This is a genomic window from Pseudodesulfovibrio sp. 5S69 (genome assembly GCF_037094465.1).
GTDB classification, from domain to species: Bacteria; Desulfobacterota; Desulfovibrionia; order Desulfovibrionales; family Desulfovibrionaceae; genus Pseudodesulfovibrio; species Pseudodesulfovibrio methanolicus.
The window spans coordinates 1079297-1101172 of sequence record NZ_CP146609.1 but is presented as its reverse complement, the minus strand read 5'-3'; the positions used below and the strand labels follow the sequence as shown (position 1 = coordinate 1101172).

Annotated in this window: 16 protein-coding genes and 1 tRNA gene; 12 read left to right on the top strand and 5 right to left on the bottom strand. The window is 65.2% G+C overall.

Annotation, left to right across the window (positions count from 1 at the left end):
- Positions 1-2: 2 nt before the first annotated feature.
- The 5 genes from V8V93_RS05140 to V8V93_RS05120 all read left to right on the top strand — a co-directional run bounded on the left by V8V93_RS05140 (position 3) and on the right by V8V93_RS05120 (position 8633).
- Positions 3-1409 (top strand): glycosyltransferase family 9 protein, encoded by a 1407-nt coding sequence (locus V8V93_RS05140; RefSeq protein ID WP_338669290.1) that lies wholly within the window; start codon positions 3-5, stop codon positions 1407-1409.
- A gap of 128 nt (positions 1410-1537) precedes the next feature.
- Positions 1538-3307 (top strand): flagellar hook-length control protein FliK, encoded by a 1770-nt coding sequence (locus V8V93_RS05135; RefSeq protein ID WP_338669289.1) that lies wholly within the window; start codon positions 1538-1540, stop codon positions 3305-3307.
- Between the two features lie 12 nt (positions 3308-3319).
- The gene (locus V8V93_RS05130; protein ID WP_338669288.1) at positions 3320-4090 is read left to right on the top strand and encodes a flagellar hook assembly protein FlgD; all 771 of its coding nucleotides are present in this window, start codon (positions 3320-3322) and stop codon (positions 4088-4090) included.
- A gap of 71 nt (positions 4091-4161) precedes the next feature.
- Positions 4162-5838, top strand: a complete 1677-nt coding sequence (locus V8V93_RS05125) for a flagellar hook protein FlgE (RefSeq protein WP_338669287.1) — start codon at positions 4162-4164, stop codon at positions 5836-5838.
- A gap of 1865 nt (positions 5839-7703) precedes the next feature.
- Complete coding sequence (locus V8V93_RS05120) at positions 7704-8633, top strand: flagellin (protein ID WP_338669286.1); 930 nt, start codon at positions 7704-7706, stop codon at positions 8631-8633.
- A gap of 104 nt (positions 8634-8737) precedes the next feature.
- On the opposite strand, the gene rnc is transcribed toward V8V93_RS05120, so the two are convergent.
- The gene (rnc, locus tag V8V93_RS05115) at positions 8738-9421 is read right to left on the bottom strand and encodes a ribonuclease III (RefSeq protein ID WP_338669285.1); all 684 of its coding nucleotides are present in this window, start codon (positions 9419-9421) and stop codon (positions 8738-8740) included.
- A 15-nt stretch (positions 9422-9436) separates the two neighbouring features.
- Between rnc and V8V93_RS05110 the strand changes: the two genes are divergently transcribed.
- From V8V93_RS05110 to V8V93_RS05100, 3 genes are all read left to right on the top strand, one after another.
- Positions 9437-11545: an acetate--CoA ligase family protein gene (locus tag V8V93_RS05110; RefSeq protein WP_338669284.1), complete on the top strand. Its 2109-nt coding sequence runs from the start codon at positions 9437-9439 to the stop codon at positions 11543-11545.
- Between the two features lie 88 nt (positions 11546-11633).
- Positions 11634-12698 carry a phosphotransacetylase family protein gene (locus V8V93_RS05105; RefSeq protein ID WP_338669283.1) on the top strand — a complete coding sequence of 355 codons (1065 nt, stop codon included), beginning with the start codon at positions 11634-11636 and terminating at the stop codon, positions 12696-12698.
- Between the two features lie 590 nt (positions 12699-13288).
- Positions 13289-14107: a cyclase family protein gene (locus V8V93_RS05100; RefSeq protein WP_338669282.1), complete on the top strand. Its 819-nt coding sequence runs from the start codon at positions 13289-13291 to the stop codon at positions 14105-14107.
- Positions 14108-14231: 124 nt separating this feature from the next.
- On the opposite strand, the gene V8V93_RS05095 is transcribed toward V8V93_RS05100, so the two are convergent.
- The 3 genes from V8V93_RS05095 to V8V93_RS05085 form a co-directional block, all read right to left on the bottom strand.
- A complete protein-coding gene (locus V8V93_RS05095) occupies positions 14232-15128 on the bottom strand; it encodes a DMT family transporter (RefSeq protein WP_338669281.1) in 897 nt (298 codons plus the stop codon).
- Between the two features lie 92 nt (positions 15129-15220).
- A complete protein-coding gene (locus tag V8V93_RS05090) occupies positions 15221-16171 on the bottom strand; it encodes a proline dehydrogenase family protein (RefSeq protein WP_338669280.1) in 951 nt (316 codons plus the stop codon).
- A 76-nt stretch (positions 16172-16247) separates the two neighbouring features.
- Complete coding sequence (locus V8V93_RS05085; RefSeq protein WP_338669279.1) at positions 16248-17090, bottom strand: AraC family transcriptional regulator; 843 nt, start codon at positions 17088-17090, stop codon at positions 16248-16250.
- A 111-nt stretch (positions 17091-17201) separates the two neighbouring features.
- On the opposite strand from V8V93_RS05085, the gene V8V93_RS05080 reads away from it, so the two are divergent.
- Complete coding sequence (locus V8V93_RS05080) at positions 17202-18566, top strand: MATE family efflux transporter (protein WP_338669278.1); 1365 nt, start codon at positions 17202-17204, stop codon at positions 18564-18566.
- Between the two features lie 17 nt (positions 18567-18583).
- Here the strand turns inward: V8V93_RS05080 and V8V93_RS05075 are convergent, their stop codons facing one another.
- Positions 18584-19216, bottom strand: a complete 633-nt coding sequence (locus V8V93_RS05075) for a LysE family translocator (RefSeq protein WP_338669277.1) — start codon at positions 19214-19216, stop codon at positions 18584-18586.
- Between the two features lie 107 nt (positions 19217-19323).
- On the opposite strand from V8V93_RS05075, the gene V8V93_RS05070 reads away from it, so the two are divergent.
- From V8V93_RS05070 to V8V93_RS05060, 3 genes are all read left to right on the top strand, one after another.
- The gene (locus V8V93_RS05070; protein WP_338669276.1) at positions 19324-20193 is read left to right on the top strand and encodes a LysR substrate-binding domain-containing protein; all 870 of its coding nucleotides are present in this window, start codon (positions 19324-19326) and stop codon (positions 20191-20193) included.
- A gap of 404 nt (positions 20194-20597) precedes the next feature.
- Positions 20598-20673, top strand: a tRNA-Ile gene (locus V8V93_RS05065).
- Between the two features lie 170 nt (positions 20674-20843).
- Positions 20844-21839: a Nif3-like dinuclear metal center hexameric protein gene (locus V8V93_RS05060; RefSeq protein ID WP_338669275.1), complete on the top strand. Its 996-nt coding sequence runs from the start codon at positions 20844-20846 to the stop codon at positions 21837-21839.
- The last annotated feature ends 37 nt before the right edge of the window (positions 21840-21876 follow it).

Genomic DNA, 21876 nt, shown 5'->3' with positions numbered 1-21876 from the left:
GTATGGCCAAGAAACCGATCCTCATATTGCAGATGCAGCGCATGGGGGACCTGATCCTCTCCTTTCCGCTGATGCTCTGGCTGGCCCGCCGCCACCCCGGCCACCCCATCTTCGTGGCCGCCGAGGAGGCCTTTTACGGACCGCTCATGCGCCTCTCTCCGGCGGCCACCTATTTCCCGTGGTCCGGGGCCGCCCACCTGGAGAAGCACGACTACGAGCTGGTCCTGAACCTGTCCATCCAGGAGAAGGCCGCCGTGCTCGCCGGGCGGGTCAGGGCCGAAGCCAAGTTCGGGCCGGTCCAGGCCGGAGACGGCACCCGGCACGTGCACGGCGACTGGCAACTCTACCGGACCTCTCTGGTGCGCAACAACCTGTACAACCGCTTCCACTGGGGCGAGTTGAACGGCCTGGACACCGTGCCCTTTGCCGACATCGCCGCCACCCGGTTCTCCCTGCCCCGGACCCTGCCCGGCTCCAACAAGGTGGGGCTGTTCCTCGGGGCCAGCGACCCGGCCAAACGCCCCACGGCCGCGTTCTGGGCCAGGCTGGTGGACGAACTCCACGGGCGCGGCCTGCGCACCGTGCTCTTCGGCGGCCCGGCGGAGAAGGGCCTCGGCGCCAAGGTGGCCGGGCTGGCCAAGGGCCCGGCCCTGAATCTGTGCGGCACCCTGGGGCTGGACGAATTCGGGGCCGTGGGCCAGACGCTCGGGCTGTTCATCACCCCGGACACCGGCCCCATGCACCTGGCCGCCTGGACCGGGCTCAAGTGCCTGAACCTGTCCATGGGCAACGTCAACCCGTGGGAGACCGGCCCCCTCTCCCCCGGCCACTACGTCCTCCGCGCCGACCTGCCCTGCGCCAGGGGGTGCTGGCAATGCACCGAGGACTCCCTGCTCTGCCACGAACCGTTCAAGCCCGGACGGGTGGCCGGATTGGCCAAGCGGCTGACCTCGGGCGCGGACGGCGACCGGCTGGCCCGCCTGGAACTGCCCGGCCTGACCCTTTTCGAGACGGGCCGGTCCGATCTCGGCCTGTACCACCTGAAACGGCTCGACCCTGCCGTGCCGGACGCGGAACGGCTCGCCTCGCGCTTCTGGCAGGCCGCCTTCGGCGGGCTGTTCGGACTGTGGGAGGATCGCCGGACCGCCGAGGCGTGGACCGGGCTCACCCATGGCGCATCCGAAGAGGCCGAAAGCCTGCTCGCCCACATCCCCGAAATGGGCCGCCGGTTCAAGCTCGGCCTGCGCTCCGGCACCGCCCTGGACACGTCCTTCTGGGCCGGCAGCCCGGCCATGGCCCGGCCGTTCACCGGGTTCGCACACATGTACCTGGAAAACAACGACTACTCCCCCCGGGCCTGGGCGCACGTCCTGACATTGCTGGAACGGTTGGTCAGCGTCTGCGGCTAGCCCCCCTGGTCACCGATTGGGCCGATGCGGTCATTTCTTCCCCCCTCTGAACACTGTTAACTTAACGACATAAAGACTTTTTTCCGTTGGCACGGCTTTTGATTGGTTATGTGCCGGAGGAGAAAAGTATGCAAAATATTCCCGGCACCGCCGCAGAAGCCGCTTCCGAAGCCGCCAAGCTGGTCCAACTGGCCACCAGGAGCAAGGGCGCCAGCCAGTCCGCTCTCGCCGACGCCAAGGACGAGAAGAGCACCCGGTTCGCCGATCTGTTCAACGAGCACACCGAGATGGTCGAGGACGAACTGTCCATGTCCCCGGTGACCAGCGAACAACAGATGCTCGACTCCGCCCCCGGCATCCGGGAAGAGGAAGAAGAGGAAACCACCACCAACGCGGCCGGGACCAAGGCCCCGAAGGTGGCCCCCAAGGCCGAGGAAAAGGCCGAGGAGAAGGACCTCGAAAGCCGCATGACCAGCGAGGACCTGGACGGTGTCCGGGACGACCTCAAGGAATACGGCATGTCCGACGAGGAGATCGCGGCCATCGAGGACCGGGTCAACTCCGAGGAAGGCATGACCTGGGGCCAGTTCGTCTCCACCGTGGCCAAGAAGATCGCCGCTGCCCGCGAAACCGATCTGAGTGACGAGAAGAAGGCCTCCCTGGCCGCCTTCTTCGGCAAGCTCGGCTTCACCGAAAAGGAATCCGCCAAGCTCATCGGCCAGTTGGAGAAGGGACAGTTCGGCAAGGTCCTCGACCAGATGGAGGCCAAGATCGCCGCCATGCCCGAGGACCAGCAGACCCTGTTCACCAAAGACGAGGTCGAGGCCTTCGTCTCCTCCATGGGCCTGTCCAAGGAATTCGCCACCCAGGTCCAGGAACTCTTTTCGACCAATACCCTGCCCAAGGACATGAAGCAGGCCTTCACCCAGATCCGCCAGGACCTGGCCGGGCTGGACAGGAAGGACCAGAAGCTGGTCAAGGCCGTGGGCAAGGCCTTCGCCTCGATCATGGGCGACGCCCACAAGGCGACCTCGGCGGCCCTGCAGGTCGACCAGGCCATTGACCTCAAGCCTCGCGTGGCCGAGGAAAAGCCCGACACCAACGTCCGCGAGGAGCTGGCCCAGGCTTTCCGGGAACGCAAGGACGCCCAGTCCGACAATACGGTCCGCCGCCAGGCTCAGCAGTCCGCCGTGGACACGGTCGAGATCAAGGCCGACGCCACGGCCCAGGACCAGAACGCCGACACGGACCTGGACCCCGAGGCCGAGCACGACCGCAAGTGGAACAACTTCTTCGACAAGGTCCGCGAGGACGGAACCCAGGGTAAGGATTCTTCAGCCAAGGTAAAGACCGAGGCAACCACTTCCGCGACCAAGACCGTCCTCTCCCAACAGGCCTCCGCCAACAACGCCTCGGCCAAGGCCTGGGAAAAAGTTTCCGCCCCCAAGGTCATGAAGCAGGTCGATCAGGCCGTGCTCAAGACCCTGCAAAACGGGGCCAAGCAGCTCACCTTGCAGCTCACTCCCGAGAACCTGGGCAAGCTGTCCATCGTCCTCTCCGTCCAGGGCAAGGAGGTCAGCGCGACCATCCGCGCCGAGAATTCCGACGCCCACAAGATCATCACGGACCACCTTCATATCATTAAGCAATCCTTGGAATCTCAAGGCCTGAAGGTAGACAAGCTGGACGTCCAGGCCGGGCTCGCCGACAACCAGAACTTCAACAACTGGTTCGGTGAAAGCGAGCACAATCTGTCCCGCGAACGGGAGGCCATGATCGCCATGCGCAACCACATGCGCTCCATGCGTACGCAGGATGCGGGCACAATGGCCCGGGACGTGCAATCCGTCGGGGAACGGGTAATTACTTCCGATCAGGGTTTGCACCTTATCGCTTAAGCGAGGTCTACGATGCCGTATACAGATACCACAGGGGTCTATCTCGGAAAGCAGGAGGAGCGTCTCGCCGCCTCCAACACGCCGACGGAACACGACACCAGCCTGGACCAGGACGCCTTCCTGTCCATCCTGGTGGCGCAGCTCACCCATCAGGACCCCCTCAATCCCATGGAGGACACCGACATGACCTCCCAGTTGGCGCAGTTCTCAAGCCTTGAGCAACTGACCAACATCAATGACGGGATATCCACGCTGAACGACACCATGAACCAGAACGACATCCTCACCGCGGTCAGCTTCATCGGCAAGGAGGTCAAGGCCGAGGGCTACAAGGTCAGCCTGAACGAAGGCAACTCCTCGACCATCTACTACGGCTTCGGCGAGACGGTCTCCAGCATCAAGATGAACATCTACGACGAGGAAGGGGCCATCGTCCGCACCGTGGATCTCGGCAGCAAGGAAGCCGGGACCTACCAGTACACCTGGGACGGCAAGGACGAGGACGGCAACGCGCTCCCCGACGGCCAGTACGGCGTGGGCATCCTCGGCGAGGACCTGAACGGCGACTACGTCATGGTCCAGACCGAGATCTCCGGCAAGGTCGACGGCGTGGTCACCGAGAACGGCACCCAGTACCTGCGCCTGGAGGACGGCCGGTTCATCAACATGCTCAACGTCAAGGAAGTCGTCAATCCGGACGCTGGCTCCGTGGTCGACTCCACCGACACCTCGGGCGAGGGCAACGACACCTCGGGCGACGGCGACACCGGGACCGGCGCATAGGCTGCGAACGATTATTTCACTCGGGGCCGACGGCGGCTCCGGGCTCTTGGAGAAGAGATTAGGAGGTTATTATGGGTTTAGGAGCATCACTGTATTCGGGCATTTCCGGCCTGACGGTACACTCGGAACGCATGACGGTCATCGGCAACAACCTGGCCAACGTGAACACCACGGGGTTCAAGGGCGCGATGATGCAGTTCGAGGACCTCGGCAGCTCGGATTTCGCCACGGTCAACGGCGTCGGCCAGGTGGGGCGCGGCGTGCGCGTGTCCACCATCTACTCCGACTGGGGCCAGGGCGCCTTCGAGTCGTCCACCGAAGCCACGGACATGGCCATCACCGGCGAAGGGCTCTTCGTGGTCTCCCCGCTGGGCGAGGACATGAAGTACTACACCAGGGCGGGCAACTTCCGTTTCGACAACGACGGCTACCTGGTGGACCCGCACGGCTATATTCTCCAGGGATGGGAGATCGAGCGCAACACCACCATGGTGACGACAACCACCTCGAGCACCACGCAGGACACCAACTCCGCGCGGATCATCGGCACGCCGACCAACATCCGCATGGAGAACTTCCAGTCCGAGCCCAAGGCGACCACCAACGTGTCCATCGTCACCAACCTGGACCCCACGGCCGCGGACAGCTCCACCAGTTCGACCAATCCTTATTTCGCCATGTTCAACAACTGGGACGGCTCGGCCGAGACCCCGCTGGCCTCCACCCTGTACGCCTACTCGACCACGCTCAAGGTCTATGACGACATCGGCACGGCCCACAACCTGACCGTGTACTTCGACAAGGTGACCATGAGCAACGCGGGCGGAGACACGGTCTGGGAATACATGGTCACCTGCGACCCCTCGGCCGACCGGCGCATGCTCTCCGGAGCCAACGGCCAGATGACCTCCATCGGCGAGGCCCAGACCTCGGCCGCGGGCGTGCTCATGATCGGCACCCTGACCTTTACCACCGGCCAGCTCTCCGGCATGAGCGCCTACACGCTGAAGTCCAACGGCGGCAGCACCATCAAGGATCTCGACAACTGGAGTCTGGCCGACTTCTCCACCAGCGGCTTCCCGGTGTGCACGGCCAACTTCCTGGGCAAGTCCAACGCCAGCACGGCCGAGGCGGCCAATGCCACGCCCCTTCAGATCGACTTCGGCATCTCCAACAAGGACCTGTCGAGCAACGGCGGCGGCGCCACGACCATCGGCTGGGGCGGCGGCCTGGGCACCCTGCCCACCACAGCGGCCGATGTCGGCAACAATATCAGCAACACCGGCTACCTGGCCAACTTCAAGGACCCGGCGGTCTCGGCCCTGGCCACCCAGAGCTTCGACACCGGCGGCTCCTCCACCCTGTACCAGAGCCAGAACGGCTACTCCGCAGGCATCCTGCAAAACATCTCGGTCTCCCGCGAGGGTGTCATCTCGGGCCACTACTCCAACGGGCAGGTGCTCGAACTCTACGCCGTGACCCTGGCCACCTTCACCAACCAGCACGGACTGCGCCGCGAAGGCGGCAACCTGTTCACCGAGACCCTGAACTCCGGTCCGGCCCTGACCGGCCAGGCGGGCAGCTCGGGCAAGGGCACCATCGACGGCAACGCGCTGGAGATGTCCAACGTGGACATGGCCACGCAGTTCGTCAGCATGATCACCACCCAGCGCGGCTTCCAGGCCAACACCAAGGTGATCACCACCGTGGATTCGCTGCTCGGCGAAGTCATCTCGATGAAGCGGTAACCAACAAAGGTCTCAAGTAAACCCATACTCATAGACGTCCTTCTCCAAGGTCCCCCGGCCACCCACCAGGGGGCAAAGAAAACCCAGCGGCCCGGCGATGTTATGCGACATCGCCGGGCCGTCCGGCTTATGGAGCGGGCTCGAAACGCGAAGAGGGGCCTCGCAGCCGACTCCGATTATCCTATGCCCTCGCTGCCAGCCAGGGCCGGCAATCTCCACGGCGATGTCCTTTCGTCAACTTCGGCTCGGTGCTGGTCGCCTGCTCCGGCCCGGGGATGCCGCTGCCGCCATGCGGCGGGCCTTGTTGTGCGCGGTTAATTGTCCGCGCATTTGCGTCCGGGCGTTTGGCTGTCCGCCTTACTTGTTTATTTCGCCTTTACGGCGACTTCCTTTTTTGCTGGCGCAGAAAAAAGGAAGCAAAAACTGCGCTGTGGTGCGGGCGCGCGGAAGCGGACCCAAGAGCCCGTAGGCGGCTTTCGCTGGCCGGATCGAAGGTCTGCTGCGCAGACGCGATCCGGCCTGCGCTTCGCCGCCGGAGACGGGCTCTAGGGTTCGCTTCCGATTGCTGCCCTGCGTTTGTTGGGAATGGGGCTGCCGCGAAAAGCCCGACGTAAGAAGTCGTACACCGAGGATTGCCCGCGCATTCGCGATAAGGTTTGCGTAGGACGCCTGGATATGGCTTGTTGTGCTCGATACATTGGCCGCGCTTTCGCGTCGGGGTTGAGGGGGATCGCCTGGCGGCGGGCCTTGATGAGCGCGGAGGGATGGCCGCGCATCCGCGTCCGGGCGTTTGGCTGTCCGCCTTACTTGTTGATTTCGCCTTTACGGCGACTTCCTTTTTTGCTGGCGCAGAAAAAAGGAAGCAAAAACTGCGCTGCGGTGCGGGCGCGCGGCAGCGGACCCAAGAGCCCGTAGGCGGCTTCCGCTGGCCGGATGGATGTCTGCTGCGCAGACTCGATCCAGCCAGCGGAAGCCGCCGGGGACGGGCTCTAGGGTTCGCTTCCGATTGCTGTCCTGCGCTTGCGGGGAGTGGACCGCTGCGAATGGACTGGCGAAAGAGCCTGTGCGCCAGGGAGTTGGCCGCGCTTTGCGACAAAGTGGATCGGCCTCCCGCATTCGGCCTGGCAAAAGGCCCACAGGAACACCTTACGGCGACCCCTGGAGCGATTCGGACGCCCGCGTCCGACAGCGGCTCTCCCCCGCCCCACCTCGTCCCGCCACACCTCTTCCCTGCACCCAAACGAGCCCTTGATCGGGGGGGTAGAAGCTGACGATTCGGGGCGGCGGCTCTTCGATTCGCAGCGAGCGTAGCGAGCCTCGAATCGGGAGCCGACCCGAATCGATCAGCTTCTTATCCCCCGATCTCCGGGCGGCCGCCCAACACTCCAAGGCCCTTTTTTTCGTCTATTTTTTTGGGCCAGCAAAAAAATGGACCCCGCCGGGAGGGCATGGAGAATTGTGTGGGGCTTCAGCCCCACACAGCGGCTCTCGGAGGTTGAAGGGGGGCAACCCCTTCACCGGCTCTCCCGCGTCGCAGGCGCGTCCCGGAGCGAGCGGGCTCCGCCCGCAAAGCGGCTCTCAGCGGTGCAACCGCGCATTTTCCCATCAATCACCGCCCATCGGGCGGCTTTCCTTACCTTCTTAAGGCACCGTCGAGGCCCTTCGACTACCCCACCCCCACCCGGCAAATATTGACAACGCATTGACGCACTGGGGTTTCCACCCGTTTGAGGAGGGGAAAAAATGACCTTTCTAGACATTTTTTAGATAGATACTTTCTTAATATTACTTGAGAAATGTAAGTTGGCACACATGATGCTTAATCTTGGCAAAATGGATTTGAGAATCGAACAAGGAGGGTTCTGATGTCTTTAGTCATTAACCACAACCTCATGGCCATGAACGCCCAGAGGAACCTGTCGGAGCATTATGGACGGCTCGGCGTTTCCACCCGGCGTTTGTCTTCCGGCCTGCGAGTCGGCACCGCTGCGGATGACGCGGCCGGGCTGGCGATTCGCGAGCTCATGCGTTCGGAAATCAGTTCCCTGCACCAGGGCATCCGCAACGCATCCGACGCGATCTCGCTGATCCAGACCGCGGACGGCGCGCTGCAGGTGGTCGACGAAAAGCTCATTCGTCTGAAGGAGCTGGCCATGCAGGCGTCCACGGGTACCTACAACTCCGACCAGCGGATGATCATCGACTCCGAATACCAGGCAATGTGCTCGGAGATCACCCGTATCGCCCACGCGACGGACTTCAACGGAATTTACCTGCTCAACGGCAACCTGTCCGGCGACCCCGGCGTGGACCACGACGGCACGGGCCTCCAGGCCACCGGCCCGCTGAAGATCCACTTCGGCACCGGCAACGATTCGGCCGAGGACTACTACTACGTGGCCATCCAGGGCTCCACCGCGTCCTCATTCGGGCTCGGCCACCTGGCCGCACTGAAGACCAACGGCGACACCTGGGAGGCCCAGAACGCGGGCAAGTCCATCTCCACCCAGGGCCTGGCCCAGGCGGCCATGGAGGCGATCAACAAGGCGATCATCTCCAAGGACAAGATCCGCGCCAACCTCGGTTCCATGCAGAACCGGCTGGAAAACACCATCACCAACCTTGAAATCCAGGCCGAGAACCTGCAGGCTGCCGAGTCCCGCATTTCCGACGTCGACGTGGCGCAGGAAATGACCGAGTTCGTACGCAACCAGATTCTCACCCAGTCCGCTGTCGCCATGCTGGCGCAGGCCAACTCCCTGCCGAGGATGGCCATGCAGCTCATCGGCGGCTAGCCCTCACCGGCCAGACGCGACTGAAGACGATCGGAACCGGCCCTGCGGGATAATCCCGCAGGGCTTGGTCTCCGATCGTTTTGGCCGTGTGGTGTGGGGAGGATCTATTCCTCTTCGAGAAAATCGAGGCCCATGCGCGCGGCCTCCTGCTCGGCCCGCTTCACGCTGGTGCCCGTGCCGCGAAACCGCTCGCCGCCCGGCAGGGTCACGTCCACCTCGAACAACTTCTCGTGCTCGGGGCCGCTGGTCCCGGAGAGCACGTACACCGGCCTGTCGCGGAACAACTCCTGGGCCACCTCCTGCAACCGGCTCTTGTAGTCCTTGGTCTCGGGCAGCATGGCCCGGGCGGGCCACTCGTCTTCGAAAATTTCCAATATGGTCCGGCGGGCGGCCTCGAAGCCGCCGTCCAGAAATACCGCGCCGAGCAGGGCCTCGAAGGCGTCTGCCAACAGCGCGTCGCGCTCCCGGCCGCCCTGCAGCTCCTCGCCCCGGCCGAGGCGGATGTACTGGTCAAGCTTGAGCCCGCGGGCCATGTCCGCCAGGGACTGCTCCTTGACCAACTGGGAACGGATGCGCGTGAGCTGCCCCTCGTGGGCAGACGGAAACCGCCTGAATCCCTCCTCGGAAATGCACAGCTCCAGCACGGCGTCGCCCAGAAATTCCAACCGCTCGTTGTCCTCGATGCCGCTCTGCTCGTTGGCGAACGAGGAGTGGGTCAGCGCCGTCTCCAGGAACTTGACTTGGGCAAACCTATGGTGGATACAATCCTGTAGCTCAGCGGTATCCATTCAACCCCCTTATTTATGCAACCAGACGCCCAACTACGCGAACTTTTCAACCCCGAATCCATCGCCGTGGTCGGCGCATCCCGGAGCCCGCTCAAGCTCGGGCATCTCATCCTGTCGAATTTGATCTCGGCAGGGTACAGGGGGACAATCTTTCCCGTCAATCCCGCGGGCGGAGAAATTCTCGGCCTGACCGCCTACCCGTCCACCGCCGACCTGCCGCGACCGCCGGACCTCGGCATCATCGTCCTGCCGCGCGAGAAGGTCCTTCAGGCCATGCGCGAGCTGGCCGACGCCAAGGTGGACGCCATCTGCGTCATCACCGCGGGCTTCCGCGAGACCGGGCGCGACGGCTTCGAGCTCGAAATGGAGATGGCCGACCTGGCCCGGCGCCGGGACATCACCCTGCTCGGCCCGAACACGCTCGGGCTGTTCAACACGGCCATCAACCTGAACGCGTCCATCGCCCAGACCATGCCCGCCAAAGGGTCCATCTCCTTCTTCTCCCAGAGCGGGGCCCTGTGCTCGGCCATCCTGGACTGGGCCGAGGGCGAATCCATCGGCTTCTCCAAGTTCGTCTCGCTGGGCAACAAGGCGGGCGTGTCCGAGGCGGACGTGCTCGAAGCGCTGGGCGACGACCCGGACACCAAGGTCATCATCGGCTACCTGGAGTCCGTGAACGACGGCCGCAAATTTTTGACCCGTGCGCGGGCCGTGACCGAAAAGAAGCCGGTCATCATGATCAAGGCGGGCACCACCCCCGCGGGCGCGCGGGCCACGTCCAGCCACACCGGCTCCCTGGCCGGAAGCGTGGAGGCCGGACTGGCCGCGTTCAAGCAGGCGGGCATCATCCGGGTGGAAAACCTGGAGACCCTGTTCGACTTGGCGCGCGCCTTTGCCGAGCAACCCCTGCCCCAGGGCCCGAACCTGGCCGTGGTGACCAACTCCGGCGGGCCCGGCATCCTGGCCGCCGACGCCTGCGAGGCCGCCGGGCTCAACCTGGCCCGGCCCTCCACCGCCACCCTGGACCGGCTGACCAAGGCCCTGCCGCCGTTTGCCGCCATCTACAACCCCATCGACATCATCGGGGACGCCAAGGCCGAACGCTACCGGGCCACGCTGGAAGCCGTGGCCGAGGACGAGACCACCCACGCCATCCTGGTCCTGCTCACGCCCACGGCCTCGGCCGAGATCACCGAGACCGCCCAGGCGATCATCGACATTTCCAAGACCTGCGACAAACCGATCTTCGCCTCGTTCATGGGCGACGAGCGGATCGGCCCGGGCCGGGACATGCTCCTGGCCGCGGGCATCCCCTGCTACGCCTACCCGGAACCGGCGATCACGGCCATCTCGGCCATGCTCGCCCACTACCGGTGGAAAAACCGGCCCTACCCGGTGGAGGTCTGCTTCCGCCGCGACAAGGGACGGGCCGAGCGGACCATCCAGGCCGCCCTGGCCGCGGGCGTGGCCGAGCTGCCCTTCAACGACGCCATGGATATCGCCGCATCCTACGAGCTGCCCGTGCCCGAGACCCGGCTGGTGCGCACCTCGGACCAGGCCGTGCGCGCGGCCAAGAAAATGGGCTACCCCGTGGCGCTCAAGATCGAATCACCCCACCTGGCCAGCCGGGGCGAGGTGGACGGCGTGGCCCTGGAACTGAACACACCGCGCGAGGTGCGCGAGGCCTGGCTCGACATCACCACACGGGCCCAGCGCAAGCGCCCGGACATCTACATCGCGGGCTGCCTGGTCCAGACCATGGGCCCGGTCAAGGCCCGCGAGGTCGTGGTCCGGTTCACCCAGGACCCGCAGTTCGGCCCGCTCATCTCGTTCTGCCTGGCCGGACCGTCCGCCGAGATCCTGGGCGACATCAGCTACCGGCTGGCTCCGCTGGCCCTGCACGACGTCCAGGACATCGTCCGCGAGATCAAGTCGTTCCCCCTGTTGCGCGGCGTGCGCGGCGAGGAGCCGGTCAACCTGGCGGCCATCGAGGACATCCTGCTGTCCATGTCCCAGATGGCCACGGACTTTCCGGAGATACGCGAGGCCGAACTCAACCCCATCCTGGTGGACGCGCAAGGGGCGTTCGTGGCCGACCTGCGCGTGACCGTCGGGCCCATTTGACGCTTGGACATTTTTCGCGGTCTCATATACTAACAAAAGACGGGGTGCTGCGGTTCCCGCCCCTTTCACCTTCAGGAGGACAATAGGCATGGCTGGACTCTACATAGGCTCTACCACCGGGTATTCAGGCAAAAACATGATCGTCATGGGCATGGGCCTGCGCCTGCAGAAAGACGGGTACAACGTGGGCTACATGAAACCCGTCGGGGCCATGCCCATGGAGATGGACGGCAAGCTCGGCGACGAGGACGCCGCCTTTGTCCAGGACGTGCTCGGCCTGGCCGAAGACCCGGCCATGGTCACCCCCGTGGTGGTCACCCAGGACTTCAAGGTCAAGGCGTTCACCGGCAAGATGGACGGGCTGCTCGACAGCATCGTCGAAGGCTACGAGGCGGTCTCCAAGGACAAGGACGTCACCCTGGTGGCCGGGTCCGGGTCCATGTACTCGGGCAAGTACTGCGATACCGACGCCATCTCCGTGGTCCGCAGGCTCGGCATCAAGACCGTGATCATCGACCGCTTCCAGAAGGAACTCAAATACGACTACCTCATGGCCATGAAGGAGACCCTGGGCGACCTCATGGCGGGTGTCATCCTCAACGACGTGCCCCCGAATTTCATGGACGAGATCACCCAGCTCCTCGGCCCCGCCCTGGAGGCCAAGGGCGTCAAGATCCTGGGCGTCATCCCCCGCGACCCGCTCATGGGCGCCATCAAGGTCGGGGATCTGGCCGACCGCCTGGGCGGCAAGATCATCTCCGCCCACAACAAGAGCGAGCGCGTGGTCGAGTCCTTCCTCATCGGCACCATGCAGGTCGAAAACTTCATGACCCACTTCCGCAAGAAGAAGAACTCCGCCATCATCGTGGGCGGCGACCGGTCCGACGTGCAGCTCGTGGCGCTGGAAGGCGACTGCCCCTGCCTCATCCTGACCGGCAACCTCTACCCCAACGACATCATCCTGACCCGCTCCGAGGTCCTGGAAACGCCCATCATCATGGTCCGCGAAGACACCTTCACCGTGGCCAAGAAAATGGACGACATCCTCTCCCGCCACAAACTGCGCGACGCCATCAAGATCAAACAGGGCGCCGAACTCGTGTCCAACAACATAGACTTCGAATTCCTCAAAAAGGAACTCGGCCTGAAATAACCGGGCTGCCTCAGACAAAGTAAAAAGGATAGGCCGCGTCAGCGGCCCATCCTTTTTTTGCCCCCCGGCCCCCCATCCCCTCCTTTTCCTAAACTTTTTGTGGCCGCTGCGCGGATGGTGGGAGCGCGGCAATTCGCTTTTGCCTCGGTTCAACACGCCGCCCTCTCCATTTTCCTTACCCCTCGCCCTGCCTGGCGGCGTGGGCAACCGTCCCTAAGGGGTCGCGCCGAACCGCGCCCGCCAAGCCTTCCTTCTTTCCGTTCTCCTCCCTCGCCGCAGGCGGCCCAAAGATTCCAAAGGGGCCCGCCCCTTTGGCCGTCGGAAGCAAAATCATCCGTCCCCGCTGCAAAGCGGCCTTCATTCCCCTCTTCACCCACCCGAAAATGCCCTTCTCCGATATTGCCGGGCAACGGTCCGTTGGAGTACTATAGCTGCCATAGAGCTGGTCCATATCAGAAACGGATGTCCGGGCGATCGGGGAGGCGGAGCCAACGCTCCGGTCGCCGGAACTGACGGGGACGGGTGGAATCGGGCGCACGCTGCGCCGGATGCGCCTTTCCCCGGATTACGTAAAAAAAGAGAGAGTTTCGATGTTGCATTACGTAAAAGCGCAAACACGCTGCGCGTTGGGACTGGCCCTGTGCCTGTTCCTTGTGGTGGGCGGCACGGCCATGGCGGGCGATGACGGCGCGCTGACCCCGGAGCAGATGGCCCGGGCCTTCGGCAAGGTCGTTTTCCTGAGCCATGTCAACACGCCCGACATGCCCATCTTCCCCGGAGACCCGGAACCGGTGCTGGAACCCGCGTTCACGGTCGAAAAGGATGGTTTCTACCTCCTGTCCGTGACCATGGGCGAACATTCCGGCACCCATTGGGGCGCGCCCGCGCACTTCAACGCCGACGAGAAGACCGCGGACAAGCTGCCCGCCACGTCCTTCGTCTTCCCCGCGGTGGTCATCGACATCCGCGCCAAGGTCGCCAAGAACCCGGACTACGCCCTGAGTCTCGCGGACGTACAGGCCTATGAAAAGGCCCACGGCCGAATTCCGGCGCACGCCATGGTCATCGCCTTCACCGGCTGGGAAAAGCGCTGGAGCAATCCCGAGGCCTTTTTCAACGAGGACAAGGACAGCGTCATGCACTACCCCGGCATCGACATCGCCGCCACGCAGTGGCTGATCGACAACCGGGCTCTGGGAGGCCTGGGCATCGACACCCACGGCGTGGACCCCGGTGCCGACGAATCCTACGCCACCAACACGGCCCTCTTGAAGGGCGACCGCATCCACCTCGAAAACCTGGCCGGGCTGGAGCAGCTGCCCGCCAAGGACGCGTGGATCGTGGTCGGCGGCGTGCGCAACCTCAACGGGTCCGGCTCCCCGGCGACGGTCCTCGGCTTCCTGCCTTAGCGTCGAGCCGCATCAATATCCGCGCGACCGGTTCACCATCGGCCCCGGCCCCCGGCACTCCACCGGGAACCGGGGCCTTTTCGTTGCGCAATGGAGGTAGGCGATGGTGTTTCCCTTGGGGCTCCTAGCGACGCCCGAACCAGACCCCGGCCACGACCACGCAGCAGGCGGCCAGTTGCGCGCCGGTCAGGGTCTCGCCGAGCAGGAGCCAGCCCGCGACCAGGGCCACCGGCGGCACCATGTTGATGGACAGAGCGGCGCGTCCTGCGGGCATGCAGGTCATGGCCATGTTGTACAGGCCGAAGGCGCCGAGCGTGACGAACAGGCCGAGGTAGGCCACGGCGAGCCAGGCGGCCAGGGGAATTTCGGCCGGAGAGCCGAACAGGTCCAGGAGGGCGCCGGGCAGGAAGAAGAGGGCCCCGGCCACGCATTGCAGGCCGGTCAGCCACCAGGTGGAGTAGCGCGCGGAGAGGCGCTTCATGAGCACCATGTAAACGGCGGCGCAGGCCATGGCTCCGCCCTCCAGGAGATTGCCCAGAGCGGGGTTGGGGGCCTCGGCGTCCGGGGCCCCGGCCGTGGATAGCCAGGCCACCCCGCACATGGACACGGCCAGGCCGAGCATGGCGTTGCGGGTCATGGGTTCGCCGAGGATGGCCCAGGCCCCGGCGGCCACGAAGAGCGGCACCAGGGAGGAGACCATGCCCGCCTGGGACGAGGTGGTCAGGTTCACGGCGTTGCTTTCAAGCAGAAAATAGAGGCATGGCTGCATGAGGCAGAGCAGGCCGAGGATTTTCCAGTCGCCGGTCCGGTAGGCGGGCCGGGGAACCCGCCGGGCGAAGAAGGGTACGGTCAGGGCGGCCAGGGTCATGCGCAGCCAAACCAGGGCCTGCGGATTAAACCCGGTCAGGGCGGTCTTGGTGGCCATGAAGGACGTGCCCCAGAGGAGCACGGCGGCGGCCAGGCAGGCCGGGGCGAGCCAGGATGCGGAGGGGCGCTCCAGAACGGCGGTGTTTTCGGACATGGTGTTCTCCGGATGGTTTCGGGGAACACCATGCCGCAACGGGCGGGCCGGGTATTGTACGGAATTGCGGCCCAGGCGGCCCGCCCGGTTCCCTATTCGCCCCTGCCGAACATGGAACGGAACACGAAACCGAGGTTCCTGGGGTTTTCGCCCACCCGGCGGATGGAATAGGGCCACCAGTCGCGGCCGAACGGCAGGTACAGCCGCACGGCCACGCCCCGGCTTGCCAGCTCGCGCTGGTAGGCCGTACGCACGCCCAGGAGCATCTCCACTTCCCACTGGTCGCGGTGCCAGCCGTTGGCCGCGGCCACGTGCTCGGCAAAGGCGACCATGCGGTGGTCGTGGGTGCCGAAGACCGGGTACACGCCCCCCTCGCGGGCCTCGGGGGACAGCAGGGTGACGATGGCCTTGCGGTAGGCTTCGTCCCGGTCTCGCCGCCCGGTCACGGCCTTGTTGCCGGGCTCGGCGAAAGCCCCCTTGACCAGGCGGACCATGGCACCGTCCGCCACCAGCCGGACCAGGTCGCCCGGCGTGCGGTGCAGGTAGCCTTGGACGGTCACGGCCGCAGGCAGCCCCTCCCCGCGCAGATGGTAATAGAGGTCCAGGGTCGGCTGGGTGACCGAGGAGTCCTCCATGTCGAGCATGAGGACGTCGCGCCCGGTCCCGGCGTTGGCGGCCACCTCGCGGGCCAGGGCGGTCACGTTCTCGCGGCACGCTTCCCAGGAGATCATCGCGCCCAACTGGGTGGGGTCCACGGACAGGTGCACGTCCAGGCCGGACTTCCCCAGCCCCTGCGCGACCTCGCCCAAGACGCGGCGGGTGGTCTCGATCTTCTGCGGGTCGGCCACATATTCGCCGAGATAAAACAGGGACGCGGAAAGGTCGTGCTCACGCAGGGCCCCGGCGCACTCCAGCCCCTCGGCTCCGTCCCGGCCGCCCACGAACCGGCGGGCGAACCGGGCCATGTACCGCGAATCCTGCATCCGGCGGGTCACGGATTCGCTCCGGGCCAAACCGATCATCGTCTTTTGCCATAACAGCATGGGTCTTCTCCTTTGGTTGCGGGAGAAACCATAGCCGGGCGGGGCGGGAGGATATTGTACGAAATTGCGGCCCGGATCAGGACCGGCCGGAATCCCGGTACTGGCCGGGCGTGGCCCCGGTGTACTGGCGGAATACGCGGGTGAAATGGGACTGGTCGCTGAAGCCGGTCTCGAGCGCCGCCTGGCTGACGGGCATCCCTTCGGCCAGGAGCCGCTTGCCCAGATCCACGCGCAGTTGGTTCTGGTAGGCGTGGGGCGGCAGGCCGGTGGCGGCCTGGAATACGCGCAGCAGGTGGTAGCGGCTCAACCCGGCGGCCTCGGCCAACTCGTCCAAGGAAACCTTTTCGGCCAGGTGGTCGGCCAGGTAGCCGCGCACGGCCTGGACCGCACCGCGCCCGCCGGACCGGATCTCCCGCCCGGGATCGGGGCCGGGCTCGCCGTGCCGGGAGATGGCCTCGGCCAACGCCTGGACGAGCAGAGTCTCCCGCTCCAGGCGGTCCGCCTCGTCGGCAATGGCCTGTTGCAGGGCGCGCAGCCGCTCGGCCAGCCGGGGATCGTCGACCACGGGCTCGGGAAAGCGAGGGGGCCGGGCCTCCGGCCCGAAGAGTTCGCGGGCAACGGCCAGGAGCAGGGCGGGGTCGATGTAGAACATGGTGTAGGCCATGTTCGAGTCCGGGTCCGGGTTGCAGGCGTGGGCCAGGTGCGGGCCGATGAAGACGACCTGCCCGGTGGACGCCCTGTGCGCGGATCCTTCGAGGTCGAAGGTGGTCCTGCCCTGCTCGATGAAACCGAGGGAAAAGGCGTCGTGGACGTGGACGCGGAAGGCCTCCTCGTTGTAGGAGGACCGGCGCACTTCCACGCCCGGCAGGTCCGGGTCGCGCCAGAAGCGCACTTTCAGGTTGGTCGGCGTCTTTCCCATGGTCGATACGTACAGGCCTTGGCGCGGGGCCGTCAACCGGCGCGCGCCCGACTCGGAAAACCCGGCGGGAAAGGGGTGTATCTCCACGGGGTAAACGGGTACACTCCGGCCATGAGCAACGCGGCCATCGACAAGACCGACCTGACCACGCGGCCCATTCCCGAGGTGATCCGGCAGGTGGCCGTGCCCTCGAGCGTGGGCTTCTTCTTCAATACCATGTTCAACGTGGTGGATACCTGGTGGGCCGGACGCATCGACACCCATGCCCAGGCCGCCCTGGCCCTGTCCTTGCCCGTATATTTCATCATCACCGCCCTGGCCAGCGGCATCGGCACCGGCTCCACCGCCCTGATGGGCTCGGCGCTGGGCGCGCGCGACCGGAACAAGGCCGCCTTGGTGGCCGTGCAAATGCTCGGCTTCGGCGTGTTCGCGTCCGCACTCCTGGCCGCGTTCGGCCTGGCCTTCTCCCCCGCCATCTTCGGCTGGCTCGGCGCGCACGGGGACTATCTGGCCACCTGCCTGAGCTACATGAACCCTATCTTCGCCTGCAACCTGGTCACCATGGCCCTCTTCCTGTTCAACGCCATCCTGCAATCCCAGGGCGACACCCGGAGCATGCGCAATACGCTCATCCTGATGGCCTCGCTGAACGTGATCCTGGACCCGTGGTTCATCTACGGCGGGTTCGGCCTGCCCGCCATGGGGCTGGCAGGGGTGGCCTGGGCCACGGTCATCCTCCAAGGCCTCGGCGCAGTCTACCTGCTGCTGAAAACGCGGCGCACCGGGCTGCTCAAGACCGACAAGGGGCGCAACTTCATCCCCCGGCTCAAGCTATACGCGGAGATCGCCCACCAGGGATTCCCGGCGGCGCTCAATTCCATGACCGTGGCGCTCGGCTTCTTCGTCATCTTCCGCTACGTGTCCGGGTTCGGGCCCGAGGCCTCGGCGGCCTACGGCATCGCCACGCGCATCGACCAGGTGGTGCTCATGCCTACCATCGGCCTGAGCGTGGCCGCCCTGACCATCACGGCCCAGAACTACGGCGCGGGCAGAATCGACCGCATCCGCGAGAACTTCCGCAAGAACCTGCTGTACGGCGCGTACATGCTCATCCCCCTGTCCGTGCCCATCCTGCTCTTCGCCGGGCCGCTCATGCGCATCTTCACCCAGGACCCGGCAGTCGTGGCCGTGGGGGCGGGCTATCTGCACATCGACGCCTTCACCCTGTACGGCTACGTGGCCATCTTCGTGCCCACCTCGGTCCTGCAGGGCATGAAGCGTCCCATGTTCGCCATCTGGCTCGGCCTTGCCCGCCAGGTGATCGCTCCGTTCGTCCTGTTCACGCTCTTCACCCAGGTCCTCGGCTACCCCATCACCGCCCTGTGGCTGACCATCTTCGCCATCGTCTGGACCAGCGCCGCCGTGGCCCTGTGGTTCGCCGGAAAGACCATCCACACGATGGAGAAGACGGACTAGCCCGCCGCAGGATCCGGTCAGTTATCGATCGCCAGGGTCACTCCCAAGGCCACGAGACAGCCGCCCACCCCCCTTTCCACGGCCCGCCGCCAATTGTTGAAGACCCGCAGGGCCGCCGGGTTGGTCAGGACCAGGACCACGAAGGCGAACCAGGCGAGATGGGCCATGACGATGTACGCGCCGATGCCCACCTGGGCGGCCAGGGGCGTGCCCGGCGCGACCACCTGGGTGAACAGGGCAATGAAGAAGAGCACGGTCTTGGGGTTCAGGATGTTGCACAGAAAGCCGTTGCCGAAGGCCTGCCGGAGATCGGCGCGGGCGTCAGCCGCGGGTGCCTGCGGGCGGCCGGACGCTTCTCTGCGCGACAGCAAGGCGGAACACCCCAGCCAGACGAGGTAGGCGGCCCCGGCGTACCTGATGGCCGTCAACAGCCAGGCATAGCGGGCCACGAGCCAGCCCAGCCCGAGCAGGGTGTAGGTCACGTGGACCACCACCCCGCAGGCGATGCCCAACGCCGTGGCCAGCCCCGGGCCCCGGCCCGAGCGTAGCGCGTTGCGCAGGATGACGGCAAAGTCCGGCCCCGGACTGATCACGGCCAACAGGGTTATCCCGGCCACCGCCAGCAGATTTGTTTCAATAGAAAAATTCACGGTTATCCTCCCAGGTTGATCTTATTTACACCTATTTTAAAAGAGGATATAAAATGCACAATCGATTAATTTTCAAATTATCCATGAATTAAACTCATAGAAAGACGATGACCAACCTCCCCCCTCTCGCACCACTGGCCAGCTTCCGGGCCGCCGCGCGCCACGGCAGCTTTACAAAGGCCGCGCAGGAGTTGCACGTGACCCACGGCGCGGTCAGCCGGGCCGTGAAGCAGTTGGAGGGGTTCTTCGGGTTCGAGCTGTTCGAGCGGCGCAACCGGGGCATTTACCTGACGGACCGGGGCCGGGCCTTCGCAGCCCAAGTGGAGACCCTGTTCGCCGGGCTGGAGCGGACCTGCGAGGAGCTGAAAACCACGTCCCCCGCCCCGAGGCTGTCCGTATCCTGCGAGCCCACCCTGGCCATGCGCTGGCTCATGCCGAGGCTCGACGATTTCCACCGGGCGGCACCCGACGCCGAGGTGCTGTTGTCCACGGCGGGCGGCCTCATCGACCTGTCCGAACAGGGCGTGGACCTGGCCATTCGGCGCTCGGACTTCGCCTGGTCCGGGCGATACCACAGCGAGTCGCTCGGCCGGGAGCCCATTGGCCCGGTGTGCAGCCCGGCCTACTGGGCGGCCCACGAACACACCCCCAAACGGCTCCTGCACACCCGCACCCGCCCCTCGGCCTGGACCGACTGGAAGGGACTCTCCGGCCAGACCCCGGACGCCGACGCCGAACAATACTTCGACCATTTTTATTTCAGCCTCCAGGCCGCCACCGCCGGGCTCGGCCTGGCCATCGGCCCCCTGCCCATGGTCCGGGACGCCCTGGCCCAGAACCTCCTCGTCGCCCCCTACGGTTTCACGACCACCCCCACCGACTACGTCGTCATCACCCGCCGCCCCCCAGCCCCCGACTCCCCCGCCCAAGCCTTCATCACCTGGCTGACCCAAACCCTCGACCTCCCCCGATCCTGAGCCCACAAGCCCATACTTCCCCTCCCCCCCTGGAGTGCCTTCGTGCGCAAAGCGCGCGAACAACGGCCTATTCAATAAGGGCATTCCCCGTCTCCCTCCATCTGGAGCGATTCGGGTGCCCAAGGCACCCGACAGCGGCTCTCCCCATGGAGTGCCTTTGTGCGCAAGGCGCGCAAACAGCGGCTCTTTCCGCCGGGCCCGCACGGAGTGAGGCTTTCGAGAGTGGGTCAGATGTGCATTTTCTTCCGGGGGGCTTTCACCGCAGTGTAGTGGGCCTACATGAGGATGAAAGCCCCCCCCGGAAAAAATGTGCAGATGGCCCGCTCTCGGAAGCCGCCGTACAACGCACCGTCGTGGAGTTGACACCATGGCCGGCTTCCGGCTATGGTGCTCGACTCCACGGCGGGCCAGTAGCTCAGTTGGCAGAGCCACCGGCTCATAACCGGTCGGTCCCAGGTTCGAATCCTGGCTGGCCCACCAACGACCCACTTCCGGGAGACGTGATTGACGAAGACCCGAAAGCAGAAGAACGCATATTTCCTGAAATCCCCCGATAAGGCCGTTGGCCGGGTGATCGAAGAGGACAAGAGATGCTCCCGAGGGGGAAACCCTACGGGAGCATCCTCATTATGGGAGATGGTCGTAACCATATGAAAATTCAAGAGATTTTAGCTATTTTTAGAAACCTCGCCCCGGAGGAAAACCAGAGTTCCTGGGACAATTCCGGCGTGCAGGTGGCGGGCTCGGTGGCCGATGTGGACAAGGTGGCCGTGACCCTGGAGCCGACCCCGGCCGCGGTCTCCCGTTGCATCGAGTGGGGCGCGGGCGCGGTGATCACGCATCACCCGCTGTACATGAAGCCCAAGGCCCCAAGCGCGGAAGGGATGTACCTGGACGTGCTCCGGTCGGTGATCCCCACGGGGAGCTGGCTGTACGCGGCCCACACCTCCCTGGACACCCGGCCGGACGGTCCGGCCTTCTGGCTGGGCGAGGCGCTGGGGCTGACCGGCAGGCGGCTGCTCGAAGTGGAGCACGGCCGCGCCCCGGTGGAGGCGTCGTTCTATAGCGAGGAGCAGATCTCCCGCGAGGCGGCCGACATCTGGGCCGACCACGACGGAGTACACTCGGTGGCCCAGAGCCGCACGGGCGAGATCCGGGTGGTCTGCGACGAGCCCAAGTGGCCCGGACTGGCGGACAAGATCGAATTTTCCCTGGGCCGACGCCCCCTGTTCTACCTGCGCTCCCTGACCGCGCCGGTGAGCGAGGTCGGCTTCGGCGAGGCGGGCGAGCTGCCCGAGGCGATGCCTTTTGACGCGTTCCTGGACCGGCTGGCCGGGCTGGTCGAACGCGACGTCCTGACGGTCGCCGGGCCCAGGCCCGGGACCGTGCGCACCGTGGCCTATTGCGGCGGCTCGGGCACGTCCCTGATCGAACGGGCGGCGCGCGCCGGGGCGGACGTGTTCGTCACCGGGGACATGAAGTACCACCCGGCCGTGGAGACCCCGGTCTGCGTGGTGGACGTGGGCCACTTCTCCCTGGAAGAGGAAATGATGCGCCGCTTCGCCCTGGAACTGGGCGAGGCCCTGCCCCGCGCGGAGGTCCGTTTCTTCCCGGGCGAGGACCCCTTTTCGGTATACAGCAAGTAGCGGATACACTTTTTTTGATTTCAAATAGATAGTGAGG